The organism is Pseudoalteromonas sp. S3431 (genome assembly GCF_000690035.1).
Classification (GTDB): domain Bacteria; phylum Pseudomonadota; class Gammaproteobacteria; order Enterobacterales; family Alteromonadaceae; genus Pseudoalteromonas; species Pseudoalteromonas fuliginea.
The window spans coordinates 1-18,066 of the sequence record NZ_JJNY01000094.1; the positions used below are offsets into that span (position 1 = coordinate 1).

17 protein-coding genes and 1 riboswitch are annotated in these 18,066 nt (G+C 37.7%); of the genes, 7 read left to right on the top strand and 10 right to left on the bottom strand.

Translation table 11 applies throughout. The features are described from left to right. Positions 1–314: 314 nt before the first annotated feature. A riboswitch (cobalamin riboswitch) is annotated at positions 315–464 on the bottom strand. Between the two features lie 43 nt (positions 465–507). Together DO88_RS02030 and DO88_RS02025 are read right to left on the bottom strand one after the other, a co-directional pair. After that, the gene (locus DO88_RS02030; RefSeq protein ID WP_033040839.1) at positions 508–1,440 is read right to left on the bottom strand and encodes a porin; all 933 of its coding nucleotides are present in this window, start codon (positions 1,438–1,440) and stop codon (positions 508–510) included. A 166-nt stretch (positions 1,441–1,606) separates the two neighbouring features. Next, positions 1,607–2,479: a LysR family transcriptional regulator gene (locus DO88_RS02025; RefSeq protein WP_033031370.1), complete on the bottom strand. Its 873-nt coding sequence runs from the start codon at positions 2,477–2,479 to the stop codon at positions 1,607–1,609. 91 nt (positions 2,480–2,570) lie between these two features. On the opposite strand from DO88_RS02025, the gene DO88_RS02020 reads away from it, so the two are divergent. Both DO88_RS02020 and DO88_RS02015 read left to right on the top strand, forming a co-directional pair. After that, positions 2,571–2,945, top strand: a complete 375-nt coding sequence (locus DO88_RS02020; RefSeq protein ID WP_007376490.1) for a DUF413 domain-containing protein — start codon at positions 2,571–2,573, stop codon at positions 2,943–2,945. An 87-nt stretch (positions 2,946–3,032) separates the two neighbouring features. Next, the gene (locus DO88_RS02015; protein ID WP_007376491.1) at positions 3,033–4,268 is read left to right on the top strand and encodes a response regulator; all 1,236 of its coding nucleotides are present in this window, start codon (positions 3,033–3,035) and stop codon (positions 4,266–4,268) included. Positions 4,269–4,273: 5 nt separating this feature from the next. Here DO88_RS02015 and rarD read toward each other — a convergent pair whose 3' ends face one another. Together rarD and DO88_RS02005 are read right to left on the bottom strand one after the other, a co-directional pair. Further along, positions 4,274–5,197, bottom strand: a complete 924-nt coding sequence (gene rarD / locus DO88_RS02010) for an EamA family transporter RarD (RefSeq protein ID WP_007376492.1) — start codon at positions 5,195–5,197, stop codon at positions 4,274–4,276. Between the two features lie 54 nt (positions 5,198–5,251). Next, the gene (locus DO88_RS02005; RefSeq protein WP_007376493.1) at positions 5,252–5,707 is read right to left on the bottom strand and encodes a thioesterase family protein; all 456 of its coding nucleotides are present in this window, start codon (positions 5,705–5,707) and stop codon (positions 5,252–5,254) included. A gap of 133 nt (positions 5,708–5,840) precedes the next feature. On the opposite strand from DO88_RS02005, the gene recQ reads away from it, so the two are divergent. The 4 genes from recQ (at position 5,841) to DO88_RS01985 (ending at position 10,434) form a co-directional block, all read left to right on the top strand. Beyond that, complete coding sequence (gene recQ, locus DO88_RS02000) at positions 5,841–7,664, top strand: DNA helicase RecQ (RefSeq protein ID WP_007376494.1); 1,824 nt, start codon at positions 5,841–5,843, stop codon at positions 7,662–7,664. Positions 7,665–7,671: 7 nt separating this feature from the next. Then, a complete protein-coding gene (locus DO88_RS01995) occupies positions 7,672–7,956 on the top strand; it encodes a DUF3630 family protein (RefSeq protein ID WP_007376495.1) in 285 nt (94 codons plus the stop codon). A 123-nt stretch (positions 7,957–8,079) separates the two neighbouring features. Continuing rightward, complete coding sequence (locus DO88_RS01990; RefSeq protein WP_008136376.1) at positions 8,080–9,783, top strand: BamA/TamA family outer membrane protein; 1,704 nt, start codon at positions 8,080–8,082, stop codon at positions 9,781–9,783. Positions 9,784–9,858: 75 nt separating this feature from the next. Next, a complete protein-coding gene (locus DO88_RS01985; protein ID WP_033040840.1) occupies positions 9,859–10,434 on the top strand; it encodes a mechanosensitive ion channel domain-containing protein in 576 nt (191 codons plus the stop codon). An 85-nt stretch (positions 10,435–10,519) separates the two neighbouring features. On the opposite strand, the gene DO88_RS01980 is transcribed toward DO88_RS01985, so the two are convergent. From DO88_RS01980 to DO88_RS01970, 3 genes are all read right to left on the bottom strand, one after another. Next, complete coding sequence (locus tag DO88_RS01980) at positions 10,520–11,578, bottom strand: succinylglutamate desuccinylase/aspartoacylase family protein (protein WP_007376498.1); 1,059 nt, start codon at positions 11,576–11,578, stop codon at positions 10,520–10,522. Continuing rightward, the gene (gene rimK / locus DO88_RS01975; RefSeq protein WP_033040841.1) at positions 11,565–12,470 is read right to left on the bottom strand and encodes a 30S ribosomal protein S6--L-glutamate ligase; all 906 of its coding nucleotides are present in this window, start codon (positions 12,468–12,470) and stop codon (positions 11,565–11,567) included. The genes DO88_RS01980 and rimK overlap by 14 nt, the downstream gene beginning before the upstream one ends. A 71-nt stretch (positions 12,471–12,541) precedes the next feature. Further along, complete coding sequence (locus tag DO88_RS01970; RefSeq protein ID WP_007376500.1) at positions 12,542–12,964, bottom strand: ATP-dependent zinc protease family protein; 423 nt, start codon at positions 12,962–12,964, stop codon at positions 12,542–12,544. A gap of 291 nt (positions 12,965–13,255) precedes the next feature. On the opposite strand from DO88_RS01970, the gene DO88_RS01965 reads away from it, so the two are divergent. After that, a complete protein-coding gene (locus tag DO88_RS01965; protein ID WP_033015796.1) occupies positions 13,256–14,227 on the top strand; it encodes a zinc transporter ZntB in 972 nt (323 codons plus the stop codon). Positions 14,228–14,303: 76 nt separating this feature from the next. Here the strand turns inward: DO88_RS01965 and DO88_RS01960 are convergent, their stop codons facing one another. The 3 genes from DO88_RS01960 to DO88_RS01950 all read right to left on the bottom strand — a co-directional run bounded on the left by DO88_RS01960 (position 14,304) and on the right by DO88_RS01950 (position 17,976). Next, positions 14,304–15,473 (bottom strand): polysaccharide lyase family 7 protein, encoded by a 1,170-nt coding sequence (locus tag DO88_RS01960; RefSeq protein ID WP_033040843.1) that lies wholly within the window; start codon positions 15,471–15,473, stop codon positions 14,304–14,306. A gap of 1,454 nt (positions 15,474–16,927) precedes the next feature. Continuing rightward, positions 16,928–17,263, bottom strand: a complete 336-nt coding sequence (gene rraB, locus DO88_RS01955) for a ribonuclease E inhibitor RraB (RefSeq protein ID WP_007376503.1) — start codon at positions 17,261–17,263, stop codon at positions 16,928–16,930. Continuing rightward, the gene (locus tag DO88_RS01950; protein WP_007376504.1) at positions 17,263–17,976 is read right to left on the bottom strand and encodes a 1-acylglycerol-3-phosphate O-acyltransferase; all 714 of its coding nucleotides are present in this window, start codon (positions 17,974–17,976) and stop codon (positions 17,263–17,265) included. Before DO88_RS01950 ends, rraB begins: the two co-directional genes overlap by 1 nt. Positions 17,977–18,066: the final 90 nt, after the last annotated feature.

The window sequence follows — 18,066 nt, forward strand, 5'->3', positions numbered from 1 at the left end:
AGCCCACTAGGTTACAAACCTCGCGCCGCGATTAAATAGCCCCTAGTTTGAACAAATTTTAATCCGCAAAGTTCGACAGACCCTAGGTTAAACTCACCAAAAATGCGATAAAAATACTAATGCACTACAAGAAAAATGAGTAAACCCGCTCGTTAAAAGAATTCATACCAATTGCATTAAATTAGTGATTTATTATAGCGACAAATAAACAGCTTAATAACAAGGCGGAAATTATGACATATAGTTGTTCTATATGAATAATTTTTAACGAAGTTAGTAAGTTATTTAATTCACTAAAAAGATCATGTTTTTAATAAAATTGGTACTATACCATTTGTATCTGACTTACAGCTCAGCTAATTACAGTTGCGGGAACAGTCGAGGACTCGCACCTCATTCCAAATTAAGCTCTATTATGGGCGGCTAAGTAAATAATTTAAAGCAAAAAAAACCGCACTCAAAAGAGTGCGGTTAAAAAGGGAGTGTTTTAACTAATTTAGCGAATAGTTAAAACTTGTATTCCATACCTAAGCCTAAGTAATCTTGGTCAACGTTTTTGTCCATGTCGAAGCCCGAGTAAAAACCAAATACTTTAATATTTTTATTTAACTTGTGATCAACACCTACTGAGATTGCTGACTTATCATCGCTGTCGTCAAAATCCATAGTTTGGTATTGCACTTTAAATGTATTGTTTCCCATTATGTAAGCTGCACTTAATAAGTACCCGTCAGCCTCTGCGCTGCCGTCTACTTTTTCTTGTGTTTGGTACATTGCGCCTACTTTAAAATCATCAATTTTACCTTGAACAGTTGCACGAACTACATCGTAGCCATTTACTTCACTATCAACACCAATTGATGCATATACTTTACTCTTTTTAAGTGAAGAATCGCCATAAGTAAGTCCTAGTGAATAGCCATTTTTTGCATCTTCATCATCTTCTGCAATAAAAGTAGCAAGTACTCTAAAATCTTCGTAAGTATTTGATGAATAAGTAACAGAATCACCTAAACGATTTTCGCCTTTAAATATACTTTTAATATCGCCTTCAAGGTCGCTAAATAAATCAACTTTACCTTGAGATAACTTAAGTGCAGTATCGTGTCGACCAACAACAACTTGGCCAAATGCACCTTTTAACCCTATATATTGGTTACGCGCAGAAATATTGTCATCATTATCACCCTTTGAGTCCGCATCAGATACGTCAACTTGAAACTCAAATTTATAAACAGCCTCTAAGCCCTCTGTTATCTTTTCAGAACCTTTAAGACCAAAGCGAGAATTATTACTTTTAATTTCAGTGAACGACCCTTCACCGTCATCAGATGATTGAATAGTTACATTCGCTTTGCCGTACACGTCTACATCAGCAAGAGCATTAAAAGATAAGCCACTTAATAGCGCTAAACATAAGCTCGATTTTACAAATTTCATGTTATTTCCTTGGATAATCACAAAAGACTAATTTTAAAACAGCAGCAGTTTGTCACTGTAAAATTACAGAAATATTACAATCGAAATATTTCTGTAATTTTAAATTAATAAAAGTGCATTAAATATGAAATCAAAATAACATCGATACTCAGCAACTCATTTGTACCTATAAATTAGGCTCCAACGTCAAGCTAGGTGTCATTTGTGATAACAAATTTACCAACGTTTCTATTAATTCTTTCTGTTCATTATCTCTATGATAGGCAATAAATACATCTCGTGACGTATTTTTTACATCTTTAACATGAAATAAATCACCTTTATTTAAATGATGCTCTACAAGTACTTGAGGAATAAACGCACTCCCGCCGCACTGTAATATTAAATCAAGTGCTATACGACCAGTACTTGTTCTGAAGTAAGGCGGCGTTTTACCTGTAAACTGACGCGCATGCCAAAGTGAAAAAGTTGTTCCCCAATCAACATATACATATTGGTTATCAAAAAAGTTTTCGTTAGTTGCAGTATCATAGCCACTCACTGGAATAATAGGCAGTTCACAAATTCGCTCTACTACTAATTCATCTACTTTAGGCGGATCAAATAAAATGGCTAAATCGAGAGTTCGCTCTAATAGCAACCGAGTGCTTTCTTGTTGTGCTTTAACTTCTGCGACTAATGACACGCCCGGCATCGCCGATACAATATTTGTTATACCAAACTGTAAAAAAGCATCCCAAATATTAGGCGTTCCTGCTAAGCTAATTTGCTTATGCATATTATCGGCAAGCGCAACATCTACTTTGGCGCGTTGCATACCCGTAATAATCATTTGAGCATGTGGCAACAAACGCTCACCCGGCGCTGTAAGTTGAATATTATTACGCTGGCGTATAAATAAATTAACCCCAAGTCCCTGCTCTAGCTGACGAATCCTAAAGCTCACCGCAGATTGGGTGATATAAAGGTTTTCGGCTGCTTTGCCAAAGTGACGTGTACGCACAACTTCAACAAATGTTTTTAATAAATCTATATCCAATTTTTTATCCTCACGATAAAAATAACTTGTTTAATAAATTGCCAAACTTGCATCATACTCCAGCTAATTACTAAGGCATGAGGATAAAGCTATGAGCAATGATATTTCACTACTTCGTCAAGCATTTGTTAGCCAACGTCAGTTTTATGATGATCACAACTTCCCACGCGGTTTTAGCCGTAGTGGAAACTTCACCTTATTAGAAGCCAGCATATTAGACCAACATGGCGTTGTTTTAAAAGGCTTACACAACAAAACTATTGAGCCACAAAACGAACACCAAGAACAATTTTTAGCCGTAGCAATGGGGACTTTAGAGCCAACAAATCCGATTGAGCGTGCTTGGGTTAAATACCTTAAACTTACAACATGTAAGAGTAAGTTTCATACCCTATTTGGCCGCTCAAAAATATCAGGGCCAGCTCCTATAAGCCAAGAGTATTATTCTGAAGCAGATAACCTATAAGCTCTTCACTTATTTGCTTTTTTGCGTTTTAGCAGTTACAACTTGTATAAGCAAATACTTTTGCAAAAATATAAACAAGGTTGTGACGTGACGCGAAGAATACTAATAGTTGAAGATACGCCAACAATAGCGCGGGTGCAAAAACACATCGCGCTTAAAGCGGGTTATGAAGTAGATATAGCTGAATCTCTAACTCAAACAAAAGAACTTATCAGTAAAAATAGCTACTTTTGTGCTGTAGTTGACTTTATTTTACCTGATGCGCCTAATGGCGAAGCAGTTCCTTGTACTATCGACGCTGAAATTCCAACGATTGTAATGACGGGTAATATTGATAAAAAAACACGCGATACAGTAGAAAAATACCCTATAATTGACTACATCATCAAAGAAAATAAACAAGCGTATCAGTATCTCGAAAAACAGCTATTACGACTACCTCGAAACGAAAATGTAAAAGTACTCGTTGTTGACGACTCTTTATCCACACGACAGTATATATGTAGCTTGTTAACCCGTCATAAATATCAAACTTTACAAGCTGAAGATGGTAAACAAGCACTTGTTATGCTTGAAGCATCACCTGATATCTCCGTTATTATCACTGATAATGAAATGCCTAATATGAACGGCGATGAACTATGCACAGAAATCAGGCGTTTATATGATAACGATGAAAAAGCAATAATTGGCATTTCAGGTGCTGATTCTTCAGATTTATCTACCTTATTCTTAAAAAATGGGGCAAATGATTACCTACATAAGCCTTTCAATAGTGAGGAGTTTTATTGTCGATTAAGCCAAAACGTCGATATGTTAACGCTTTTAGCAACCATAAAAAACCAAGCTAATACAGACTACCTCACAAAAATCCCCAATCGTCGTTACTTTTTTGAAGAGGCTAGAAAATCCCTTAAAAAAATTGAACTTGATAACGGCAATGGCGCATTAGCTATGCTTGATATTGATCATTTTAAAGCAATTAATGATACCTATGGCCACGATGCAGGCGACGAAGTATTAAAAGGTTTATCTATTTGTTTTAGCAAATACTTTAAAAAGTATTTAGTAGCACGCTTGGGGGGCGAAGAGTTTGCTGTTTATTTTGCCGATACCGATAAACAAGAAGCACTCAAAAAACTTGAAGGATTTAGGTGTTTTATAGAAGGTAATAGCCAACAATTTAGTAAAGCCAACATTAGATTCACAATCTCTATTGGTTTTTCGTCAGGGCCTGTTTATCAAATTGATGAACTATTAAAACAGGCCGACTTAAAACTTTATGATGCAAAAGAAACTGGCCGTAACAAAATTATTAGCTAAAATAGTTAACTAGCCACTTGTGCTGTCGCCACTGCCGCTTTTTTTCGTTTGCGTGATTGATGGTAAGAATCCCAACTAAATATAGCGAGCGCACTCCAAATACATGCAAATGTAACTAATCTTTCTGCATCAAATACCTCACCGTAAAACACCACTGCGAGCATAAACATTAAGCTTGGCCCAATGTACTGAAAAAAGCCCAATGTAGTGTATTGCAAACGCTTAGCTGCGCCAGTAAAACACAATAACGGTAATGTAGTTATAATGCCCGCGCTAATTAGTAACGCATTAGTATGCCAATCGTTAGCGGGAAGGCTTGATGTGTCAGAAGGCGCCATTAACCACCAATAAACAAGCGCTACAGGTAATAATATAAGTGCCTCAAGCAATATCCCTGGCAGAGCTTCAACGGGGAGTTTTTTACGTAATAAGCCATAAAGTGCAAATGATATTGCCAATGAAAAAGCAACTACCGGAAACGAGCCAAAGCTAACGAGTTGCAATAATACTCCCGAAAACGCGAGTGCAACGGCAACGCCCTGAAACTTACGTAAACGCTCGCCTAAAAAAAGCATACCCAGCAATACATTTAACAATGGGTTTATGTAATACCCCAAGCTTGCATCCAGCATATGGTTATTATTTATCGCCCATATGAAAAGTCCCCAATTAAACCCCAGTAACGCTGAAGTAATAACAAGCATTAACACTAGTTTGGGCTGAACAATAATACGCTTTATTTTGTGCCAATATTTAAGAATACTTACCACAAGTACTAAAAAAACGACAGACCAAACAACGCGATGCATTAATATTTCAAAAGCTGACACATGCTGGATAAATTTAAAGTATATAGGTGCTAACCCCCACATCACAAATGCTAGGCAAGCAAAAACAGCGCCTTTACGCTGCTCTGTATCAATCGACATAATAAAAACACTTAGTGATACTAAAAGGTCGCTAGTTTACTCTCCATGGATTGTTTATCCAACTAAATACGTACCAGTACCAAACGCAATTTGAATTGCTTTTTCATTATGTAACTCCATTCGACATACACACACTTTGTTGCCTGAACGAATAAGCGTTGCACTCGCGGTGAACACTTCGCCTTTGCCTGGGCGTAAATAATCGGTGCGTAAATCGATGGTTCCAAGCGTAGCTAGCCTCGCTTGCACACTACCAATATCTAAGTCTGTTAATTTATCAATCACACTTGCTGCAGCAAGCATTCCTCCCACATTATCAAGCACGGCTGAAATAACACCTCCGTGTAATATTTTTTGCGCTGGATTACCAATAAATACATCCTGCCAAGGAAAGGTAATTTTTGCTTGTTCAGGACTCAGTGATTCTACCGATATTTGTAAAAACTGATTAAACGGCATGCCATTTACAAACAACGCCCCAACTTGTTCAATTAACATTTCTTTATTCATTATTATTCTCTATGCCAAAACTGGTAAGATGAGTAAAACATACATAGTGCAAAACTACGAGACTCCACTTAAATAATTCATCAAGTAACTCAGCTAAAGACATCTCGTTAAAAAACCACTAAAATACCCGCCAATGAATACATTAACACCACCTTCTAGTACGCTTGTGCGTAAACCAGAAACTGTCCTCAAACAAGTGTTTGGCTACAGCGAATTTCGCGACGGTCAAAAAGCAGTTATTGATGCAGCTATAAATGGGCATGACTCGCTTGTATTGCTACCCACAGGTGGTGGGAAATCTGTGTGTTATCAAATACCCGCTTTAGTGCTTGAAGGCGTGACCATTGTTATATCTCCGCTTATATCACTAATGCAAGATCAGGTAACGCAACTCCAAGCACTTGGCGTTAAAGCCGCTTACGTTAATAACAGCTTAGCGCGAGAAGAACAGCAATTGGTGTATCAACAACTTCACCAAGGTTTAATTAAACTATTATATGTTGCGCCTGAAAAAGTATTGCAGCGTGACTTTTTAGAACGTTTATCGCATTTAAATGTGAGCTTATTTGCCATTGACGAAGCGCACTGTGTGTCGCATTGGGGTCACGATTTTAGACCTCATTACTTTCGCTTAAACGAATTAAAGCAACGTTTTGCACATGTTCCTATGATGGCGCTTACCGCCACGGCTGATAAAGCGACCCGGTTTGATATCGTTGAGCAACTAAAACTACAGCAGCCTTATATTCATACTGGTAGCTTCGATCGTCCCAATATTCGTTACACCATAGAAGAAAAATTTAAACCTATGGTGCAACTGCTTCGCTACTTAAAAGAGCAAAAAAACCAAAGCGGTATTATTTATTGCACCAGTCGTAAGCGCGTAGACGACATTGCTGAAAAACTTGCAGACGCAGGGCTAAACGCTGCCGCTTACCATGCAGGTATGAGCAACGAACAACGACAATTTGTGCAAACTGGGTTTGCCCGCGACGACATTCAAATTGTAGTAGCAACTGTTGCTTTTGGGATGGGGATTAATAAACCTAACGTACGCTTTGTATTACATTACGATATTCCAAAAAGTATAGAGTCGTACTATCAAGAAACAGGACGAGCTGGGCGAGATGGCCTTGCCGCAGAAGCCATCATGTATTTTGATCCGGCTGATATTGGCCGTGTAAGGCGCTTTTTTGAAGACATTGATGACGAACAACGTCGCCGTGTAGAAGAACAACGCTTTAACGCCATGGCTAGCTTTGCTGAAGCACAAACGTGTCGCCGCCAAATATTGCTAAACTACTTTAGTGAATACCAGCGCGAACCTTGTGGCAACTGTGATATCTGCCTAAACCCACCTAAAAGCTTTGATGGTACGTTAGTCGCACAGCAAGCGCTTTCGTGTGTGTATAGAGCTGAGCAACGTTTTGGCCTAGGTTATATTGTAGAATTACTTCGCGGTGCAAACACGAGCCGCATACGCGATAACAACCATCATGAGTTAAGTACTTACGGTATCGGTAAAGATAAAAGCAGTGAATTTTGGCTTAGTATTTTACGTCAACTTATTCATCAGGGTTTACTAAGCCAAGATATAACACAAGGTGCGTCACTTAGATTAACAGAAGCCGCGCGTGCAATTTTAAAAAGTGAATATGCTTTGCAATTGGCTGAACCTCGCCTGCAAGCCAAGCACGTGTACCAAGATAAATTAGCGCAATTTAATTATGATAAAAAGCTCTTTGCCCGCTTAAGAGCACTGCGTAAAGAACTTGCTGATGCCGACGATGTACCACCGTATGTAGTATTTAATGATAAAACCTTGGCTGAAATGGCGCAGCTTATGCCAACAAATGACAGTGAGTTTTTAAAAGTGTCGGGAGTTGGTTTCACTAAATTAAATAAATATGGCGGCGCCTTTTTAACTGCAATTCGTAATTACTTAGCTACAAATTAAGAGCATTATGACAAAAATAGAATACGACCATACTCATAAATGTATTGTAATTACGCCCATCGAGCCTCCGCATGACGAAGACTTTGAGCTGTGGAGTACATTATTTTTACATTCAGACGATATAACGCTCAACGAGTATTCTGCTGGTGCTGACCGTCATCAAGTTCGCTTTAGCTACCAGCAGCAAACCTTTAATTTAAACTATGAGCACTACAGCCAAAGTATTTGGATAAATGGAGAAGGCACTGAAGCCGATCATCTACTTGCTGCACTCACCTTTTATTTAAGTTAGCGGCTTTAGTTCAAAGTCCTTATATTTAATTTTCAAACTCAATACTTTTAACTTACATTTTAGTAACTATGATGTAAGCTGATATTACGGTAGTAATTTGCTACGTAGCAGTAAAGGGTTTGAATGGTAACTAAGAAATGGATCACACAGTACTGTATTAGCTTAAGTATTTTAGCCTTATTCATGCAAAGCGCATTAGCACAAACTCATGATAATACTCGTTGCCAAGTTGAAAAGTTAGACCACTCTAATAATAAAAACTTACGCCGCCAACTCAACGACGATATCTCCATTGTAAGCGCTAAACCCAATGCTAAAATTGCCACTATTTCACTTAAGCAACTCAATGTATTTAATACCGAACTCGAAGAAGAAAATAATGCATTATTTCGCTTTGCCAACCGCGCACATATTCAAACCGAACCGGATGTAATTAATAACCTCCTACTGTTTGCCACCGGCGATAAATATGATGCTAAAAAATTAGCTGAATCAGAGCGCCTCCTACGCAAAGAAAGTTACTTATATGACGCCCAAATTAGTGCAACTGAGAACTGCGATGGTGACATTGATGTAAAGGTAGTGACTCGTGATTTATGGACGCTTCTACCTGAAATAAACTTTAGCCGCAGCGGTGGTGAAAATAAATCAAGCATTGGCTTTAGAGAATCAAACCTCTTTGGTTGGGGTAAACGCCTATCGTTTTCACGCACGACTGACAGCGACCGCAGTGGTTACTTATTTGTTTACGACGATCCTAATATTTTATCTACTCGCTACCGCGGCCGTCTAGAGTACGCCGATAACAGCGATGGCAAGCGCCATTTACTTGAGTTAACCTATCCATTTTACGCAATTGACACCCCTCTTAGTTACGGTATTTTAAGCTATTCAGAACAGCGCGAAGAGTCATTATATAAACGCGGCGAAGAGTTTAGCGAATTTGATCAAACTAGCGATTTAACCAGTGCATTTATAGGGCACTCTAAAGCGCTTAATAATAACTGGACCCAGCGCTTAACCTTAGGTTATACCGACGAGCAGCATACCTTTGAAGCTATAGACACCACCTTTGCACCACTTGCCGATGACAGAAGTTTAAGTTACCCATTTATAAGCGGCCACTGGTTTGAAGATAACTTTATAAAAGTACGCAATTTCGACAGTATGTACCGCACTGAAGATTTAAACCTAGGCTGGAATGTTAAAGCCCTTGTTGGTTACTCTGATGAATCTTTGAGTGATGATGATAGTCGTGCTATTTATTCATTAAATTTTAAAAAAGCACATTTTTCTGGCGATAATACTCTATGGCGTTTTAACACTGACATTGAAGGATATTGGAATAAAGAACACAAACAATTAGAAAACTTTAGGGCCACTAGTCAAATTCAATACTACTTAAACACCAGTGTTGATCAATCGTGGTATGTAAAAGGGCGTTTGCAATATGCTAAAAACTTAACTGCCGACCAACAACTTACTTTGGGTGGTGAAACTGGTTTACGAGGCTACCCTATGGATTATCAACACGGCGATCGCAGTTTTTTAGTTAGTTTAGAAAAACGCTATTATTGGGAGTACGATTTGCTTCAGCTATTTAAAGTAGGTGGCGCTGGGTTTATTGACGTTGGCCGAGCGTGGTTTAACGACAAAGATAATGGCGAGAACGATCACGTACTTAAAAATGTTGGCATAGGTTTACGCTTAGCCCCAAGCAGAGCTAACGCAGGTACTATGATCCACATTGACATCGCCGCACCGCTTGATAGTTATGACGATGTAGACTCAGTACAATGGTTAGTTAATGTGAAAAAATCTTTTTAAATAACTATTTCGCATCATCTTAAAACGTTAAACTAATTACTTAATTATTACTTACTCCCCATATGAGAATGTATTTTGGAACCGTTAGAGATTTTAGATTTTTTTGGTACACAATATAAACTGATTGTGACCCTGATCGCCTTACTACTTTATCCGTTGCTATTAAAGCTGACTAAAAAGCTTCTCGAAAAAACCATTAAGGGTAAAGTAGATTTACATCACAAATCGCGCGCAGAACTACTGCTTAAAATAATACTTGCCTGTGTAATGATATGCTTAGTACTGGTATTTTGGGGCATTGAATTACGTGGTTTACTTGTACTTGGCTCCTCATTATTTGCCATGCTAGGTGTTGCACTTTTTGCCGCATGGTCGTTATTAAGTAACTTAACTGCATTCTTATTAATGTTTATTCAAAACGACTGCCGCGTTGGTTATTGGGTACGAATTATTGATGGCGCGAATCATGTTGAAGGTCGCATTGTCGAAATGGGTTTGATGAATGTAGTACTTGAACACATTGATGGCCATCGTGTTATTTATCCTAACAATTTATTTGTGACGCGCCCTGTCATGGTTTTAAATAAAGAACCAAAACCAACAAAAACGCCTGTTATAAAGCGTATTATTGGCCCTAAAAAACATAGTTAAAAAATAATAGTCACAAAAAAGCCGCAGAAGGTAATTACCTTCTGCGGCTTTTTAATGCTTAACTAAACAGAATTTAAGTTAACGATTAATTATTTAGTTCCGCAGTTTTAAGTTCGTCATCTAAATCATTTATTTCGTCTATAAAGCTCTCTAGCTGCTGCTCAACTAAACCATTGTCACTCGCAAAGTAAGCTAGATGAAAGACTGCATCGCCCTCATTTACTAATGGCATCGTTTGTTGGCCAATAACAATCCCACCTTTAGGTGCTAAAAGCTCAAGTTCAGAGTCACCCAACGGACTACTAATATAAGCAAGTATTTGGCCCTTAATTACACGTTCGCCCAATGATACTTGAGCACGAACAATGCCATCAACTTCTGCGCGTATCCAACTTGTAGAACCTGCAATAATCGGATCTGGTAATTTTTTCGGGCGTTTGCCACGAATCATTTTTAAATGACGCATAACATAATCAACGCCCTGCACACCGGCTGCAATTGCAATAGGATCAAATCGTAGTGCTTCACCTGCTTCATAGGTTATAACAGGTATGCCTAAGTTAGCCGCTTCGCTGCGAAGAGAGCCATTACGCAGTGATGCATCTATAACCGCTGGCGTGCCAAATGCTTTAGCCATTTCAGCTGTTGCTTCATCTGCTAAATTAGCACGAATTTGTGGCAAATTAGTCCGGTGAATAGCCCCCGTATGTAAATCAATGATATGCGTACAATGTACTGCTACTTGATTAAAAAACATATAAGCCATACGTCCTGCTAACGAGCCACGTTCAGAGCCTGGAAAACTGCGGTTCATATCACGTCGATCTGGTAAGTAACGCGATTTATGAATAAAGCCAAACACATTCACAATAGGCACAGCGATTAACGTGCCACGTAACTGACTAGGATCTATTTTAGCAAGTAACTGGCGTACAACTTCTACGCCATTTAATTCATCACCATGAATAGCAGCACAGACCATTAGCACAGGTCCTTCCATTACACCATTCACCACTTCTATAGGAATATTAAGTGGTGAATGGGTGTAAAGCTTTGCGGCTTCTAAGGCAAGCGTTTTACGCTCGCCTACGCCAATCTGTTCACCTAATAAGGTAAAAGGACGGTTAATTTTAACCTTTGCCACGTGTTGCTGTTCCTTTACTTGAAGCATTCTTTTCGATGAAGTCAATCACCATACCTGCAATATCTTTACCTGTTGCGATCTCAATACCCTCAAGACCAGGTGATGAGTTTACTTCCATCACAAGTGGCCCACGAGATGAGCGAAGTAAATCGACACCAGCCACATTTAAGCCCATTGATTTAGCGGCTGCAACTGCTGTTTTACGCTCCTCAGGAGTAATACGTACTAATGTCGCGCTACCACCACGGTGAAGATTAGAACGGAACTCACCTTCTTGTGCTTGGCGCTTCATTGCTGCAATTACTTTATCGCCCAATACGAAACAACGAATATCTGCACCACCTGCCTCTTTAATATATTCCTGAACCATAATATTAGCTTTTAAGCCCATAAATGCTTCAATAACACTTTCAGCCGCTTTACGCGTCTCAGCAAGTACAACACCAATGCCCTGTGTACCTTCAAGTAATTTAATTACAACAGGTGCACCGCCTACCATTTCTAGTAAGTCTTTTACATCATCTGGTTTGCTAGCAAAACCTGTTACTGGCATACCAACGCCTTTGCGCGAAAGTAACTGAAGCGAGCGCAATTTGTCGCGCGAACGAGAAATTGCCACGGATTCGTTTACAGGGTAGACACCCATCATTTCAAACTGACGAAGTACCGAGCAACCATAAAATGTAACCGATGCACCAATACGCGGGACGATTGCGTCAAATTCTTTTAAATTTTCACCGCGATAGTGAATTTCTGGTTGCTCTGAATTTATATTCATATAACAGCGTAGTGCGTCGATTACTTTAACTTCATGGCCACGCTCTTCTGCCGCTTCGATTAAACGACGTGTTGAATATAATTTTTTGTTACGAGATAAAATACCGATTTTCATAGTTAAAACCTTAACTAAATTGTATGCATTAATTATTTATGGCTGATTTTCAGACATAAAATTCAATACTTTTATAATAAATGAGATAAAGCCGTGTCAACAATGACACGATTTTCCATGGCTGTACGCCCTAATAACATTCTAAACTTCATTGTTGCTCGACTGGTTAAAGTCATCTCTATAGGCCAGCTATGCTTACCCGCATGCAATGTTGTTTCTATAAAATAACGTAATTCTTTTTGTCCACTTGAGCTTGTTACGTTTTTTATTTTTTTAACCTTTGCATTACAAGTGATTTTCGTTTGTTCATCATCTTGCAATGGCTGGGCTGTAAACTTAACCCATTTTTCTCCATCAACTTCGTACTCTTCAATGTTAATAGCATGAATACATGATGTACGAGCGCCTGTATCAATTTTAGCTTTTATTCGCTCAATACCCAGTTCAGGTAAGCTCAACCACTCACGCCAACCAATAGTGATCTTTGTCGTCATAAATGTGCCCTTAATAAAAAAGTGACTTATACGCTACAGGTAAAAAAACACCAACAAAATAAATTTATCCCGTCGACAAGTGAATTTGATTGATAAATATCGACCGCAAACTTCACTATATTTTTCTACTGCACAGTTAACTATCTTGGTTTGCTAGCAATTTAATTCACACCAAATTTATGCTTTATTAATTTAAAAACTAACTTATTAAAAATAAAGATAAGTCTATTTTGATTAAGTAGATACACTATAGTTAACAGTATTAAAAATACACTATTATGAGAAACTAATATGATTAATGGTTTACTCCACGCCCTAGTTCTTGACGAACGAGGTGGTGCACGCCCCATTTCAAACACTGATGAGCTACATAATTGGAAACCTGGACAGGGTAAGCTCTGGGTACACATGGATTACAGTCAAACAGAAGTCGTTACATGGCTTAAAAATTGTGATTTTTTAACAGATTACGAGCTAGAGTCGTTAACCGCAGATGAGACTCGCCCACGTATTACATCTGCCACAAATGGTCACATGCTATTTTTACGCGGGGTGAATTTAAATCCGGCGCAAAGCCCTGAAGATATGGTATCAATTCGCTTTTTCATTAATGAAGATATTGTAATTACGACACGTAAACGTCGATTATTATCAATTCAAGATATTTTAACATCGTTTAGTAGTAATACCGGCCCATGCAACATATCGGAATTAGTATGCGCAATAGCACAAAAATTGACATCACGAATGCAAAGCGTCATTGATTCGCTTGATGAAACATTAGATGATTTTGAAGAAGAAATAGACGAACCAAGTAAACCTTTTGATAACCAAGGGTTATCGCAACTGCGTCGCCAAACAATCGCCTTAAAGCGCTACTTAAGGCCGCAAAAAGAAGCATTAAGCAGTATGGTGAACAACCACTATCCATGGTTATTTGATGACGATAAAGCAAAGTTAAATGAAACGACAAATTTGCTTATTCGCTATCTAGAAGAGCTAGATAGTGCCATAGAACGGGCACAAATTATTCAACAAACAATCACAAACCAAGTGTCTGAGCAATTAAATCAGCGCATGTACGTCATGTCGGTTGTCGCTGCTTTATTCTTACCTCTGGGGTTTTTAACTGGCTTATTAGGTGTGAACGTAGGGGGCATACCTGGCACAGAGAGTCCATATGCATTTACGTTATTTGTGGTTTTTTTAATCGTATTAACGGGCAGTATTGGCATTTACTTTAAAAACAAAAAATGGTTATAAATTAAATTCATATACTATCAACGAGTATAAAAGCCACTCTACTTTGAATTAAAGTGGCTTTATAAATAATACTTAATTATTTAGTTACTCGAGTATAGCTAACATTTGTCATTGTGATTTTAGATTTAGTAATACCTAAATCTTTAAAGCACTCTTTAAAGGAGTTTGAATTACCCGATTCACCACAATTATCTAATGTATATGGGTCTTGCGATTGTAGGTAGTTACCAAATTTGAAGTAAGATTCGGAATCATCTTCGACCGGAATACCAAAAGTACTGCCAAGTGCGGTTACATCAACATCACCGTAATTATTCACAACTTTTAAATTAAATGAACCACCACTGGTTATAGTACCTAGTGCAAACTTTTCTTCATTACCACTGGTGTTACGCAAACGTACATACACGTCAAAAACACCATTATTTGCAGTACTATCATCAAAACCTGACTCTGACGAATCAGACACATACACTTTCATAATAGTGCCTGTATCACTTGCATGGTGTTGGGCAACAATAGTTTTTCCACCATCGGACATTTCAACTTTAACATTAGCTTCAAATACTTCGTAAGTGTCAGTCATCGCAACACGTAAATTAGATTTAACTTTATACTCATGACGCCAACCATTTCCATTAGGCGTAATATGTTGCGCTTCTAATGGCACAAATACTAATGTGCTATCGTTAACCAATGGATTAGGATTATCCCCCTCTAAATCAAAAATACTACCACTTGTAATACTGCTTGGAATATTACTTCCGCCACCAGTATCACCGCCGCCAGTATCACCCCCACCAGAGCCGCCACTGCTTAACGTAAAATCATCAAAACGTACATCATTCGAACTATTATTATGTTTAGCAAAAACTTGTAATGAATCCGTATTCGCAGAAGTAAAGGTTTTAGATACTTTAGTCCACGAAGAAACATCAAACTTCTCGCTTTTAAACAAACCATTCAGATCATTGACTCCAATTTCACCTTTGCCTAGTACGTACGCACTTAATGTGTATTGAGTGCTTCTTTCTATATCAACAACTTGATGTACACGACCAGGGCTACCTTGAATTTTTAAGGATTTGGATCCTTTGTAAGCACTTCCCGAAATAGCTGCTGGTTCGACTTCATTCCAATTACTCCAGCCGTCTTCAAAACCAGCATTATTAATCGTTGCTGCTTGCAAAAAACTTGAGCTTGTAGTCATTATTGCAAAAATAAATAGGGATTTTTGATTAATCATTATCTTCATTTCTCCGAACCTGCACATGAAAATAATCTAACTGCCTAGTTTAGTGGCATTTCCACCGAACCTAGATCACCGCCTGTAAACAGGTTTCAACTTGTGTTTGTGTTTGTGTTTGTGTAACCGGTAATTTAATTTTAGATAAAAACCAATAACTGGACTTACAAAAATAAATTACCAATTGATATTACCAGTGTGGCGAGACACAAGTTATATCTCTTGTAATAAATTTGCAATAATTAATTAAATAGGTAATAAGTATTAATACCATTTCTATTTCAGATTAAATACACACTAAAAATGATTTAAAACAGTAACTAATATTAATTAAAATATAAAAAGGATGTAATTTAAATTTTTTAAAATAATGAATAAGCATTAAAAACACAAAAAATTGGTATACCAAAAAAATACAATTTTAAAATTTGCATAAACAAAAATACTGGTCTAGTCTTTTTTATAAATACAATTCTAACATTGGTTGACCAATTAAGCATACTTACTTAAAGTAAATATAAGATAAAAAATCACTTAACAATGGCAACATAGAAAATGCTCTAAACATGAAACTCCATACCCGTTGCATTAATAAATTAAGCAATGGGTAAATGGTTTAATAACAAGGTAAAAAATACAGGTTCAAATGGGGGGTTAACGCAGCAAGTGAATTATTCATGTGGCTCGAACGGTCAATGCTTTAAAAAATAGATACTAATACACTTAAGCAAGCCTTAACCTGTACATGAAGTTTATTAAGAAAATAAAAATTCAGTTATCACTTTCATACATTTCACCTATTTTAGTGAGGTATTAAAACTTATTTATCTTTCGAGGTTAAATATACAGCAATGTATTTTTTAGGCAGAGCCTATGGTGTGTGATTATTTCCCCTAAATAGACGATAATACAACATAAATACCACAGATTATCAGCCCTTTGAGTTCGCCCTAGGCCGATTGACTCTTTGTTTTTTGTCTATATAACTATATAGTTAAGGTGTATGTTCTGGACACAGAAGCTTTGCTCGGCTTCTACTCATTTTGTGTAGATGTAAGACAGTAGGGTAATGCTGGAGCTTTTACTAAATCACCTTGAACTCTGGATAATAAATCTATCTCAAGCAGTTATTTTCAGCGCTAACTGCATTGAACTTATACCAATTCACTTAATTAAGTGACCTGTTTTTTTAGGTAAAAACCATGTCGATAACAAAACAAAAAATTAGTTATTTAGTTGTTATAACTAATTGTTCTTACATGACTCTACCTTCTGTAACCATGTAGTCGTATATCAGATATTTTTAACACAATTAGCGTCAGATTTAATCCCTCAAATTGATTAAGCACTATTGCCGATTGGTATCATACACCTCGATAATACTCACTTTCAAAAGACATTAAAAAAGGCAAGCATCTATAATGCTCGCCTTTTATTTATGGTTATACAGCTAATTACTCTTGAAAGTAAGTGCCCCAACCGTCATATTCTACTTCACATTCGACGGCTAATTGCGCTAATTTATCAACGTCTTCCATTATCACGTCTACATCAAGTTCGGCTTCAACAACGATGTCAAAACTCCAAATTTTACTGCCATCTTCAAGCTCAAGCTCTGCAGGCTCTTCAACATCGTAACCCAATTTGAACGCAGCAAGGGCTGCTTGTTCCAATTTAGGGAAATCTTCACACACAAAGTGGTGCTCTACTTCATAAAGTATTTCAGGGTCAGACCCGTCTTCGAGTAATGAAGATACAATGTCTTCACTTATTTCACGCCAGTTTTCCATTATTTATCTCTCACTTGAGCATCTAATTCAGTTATTTTAGCAGCCATAATATTGTGTACATTCTGGGCGTGCTCGCGCGCGCTAATACTTTCATCAAGTGATATAGGCGCTAACATTTCAATGTAGATTGTACCATTATCCCAACGATTTAGCTTAATGGTTTTATGTGTTGTATTCATACACACCGGGACTATTGGTACTTCAGCACTCATAGCAGTATGAAAAGCCCCTGTTTTAAAAGGTAATAATCCACGTCCATAACTGCGTGTGCCTTCGGCAAATACCCAAACAGACAACCCATCTTTCTTTATTTTTTCAGCAGCTTTCGAGATTGTACCTGCTGCTTTTGAACGATTTGCCCGATCAATTAAAATATTACCCGAAAGCCAATAAAGCTGACCAAAAAATGGAATCCACTTTAAGCTCTTTTTGCCTAAACTTACGCAGTTTTTGGGCACCATTGCTGGCACTGTAAATAAATCGTAGCTATTTTGATGATTAGCAACATAAACGGCAGGACCAATATCAACAGCATCTTTATGACGTGTTAAAACTAATTTAACACCAATCATTTTAGCCATTGAGCCAAACCAGCCCGCTATAATGTGTACGTTATTGGGATGAAATGGCCTTACTAACGACAATAGTAAGCCAAAAAAACAACTCAATAGTATAAATAGCAGCATAATAAAAATACGTATAACAGCGAGCAAATCGGCTTCTCCAAAAATCAGTTACAACTATTATAGCGTTATTTTGTGACACAAACGAGACAGTAGCGCACAAGTGTACGCTGAAAAACT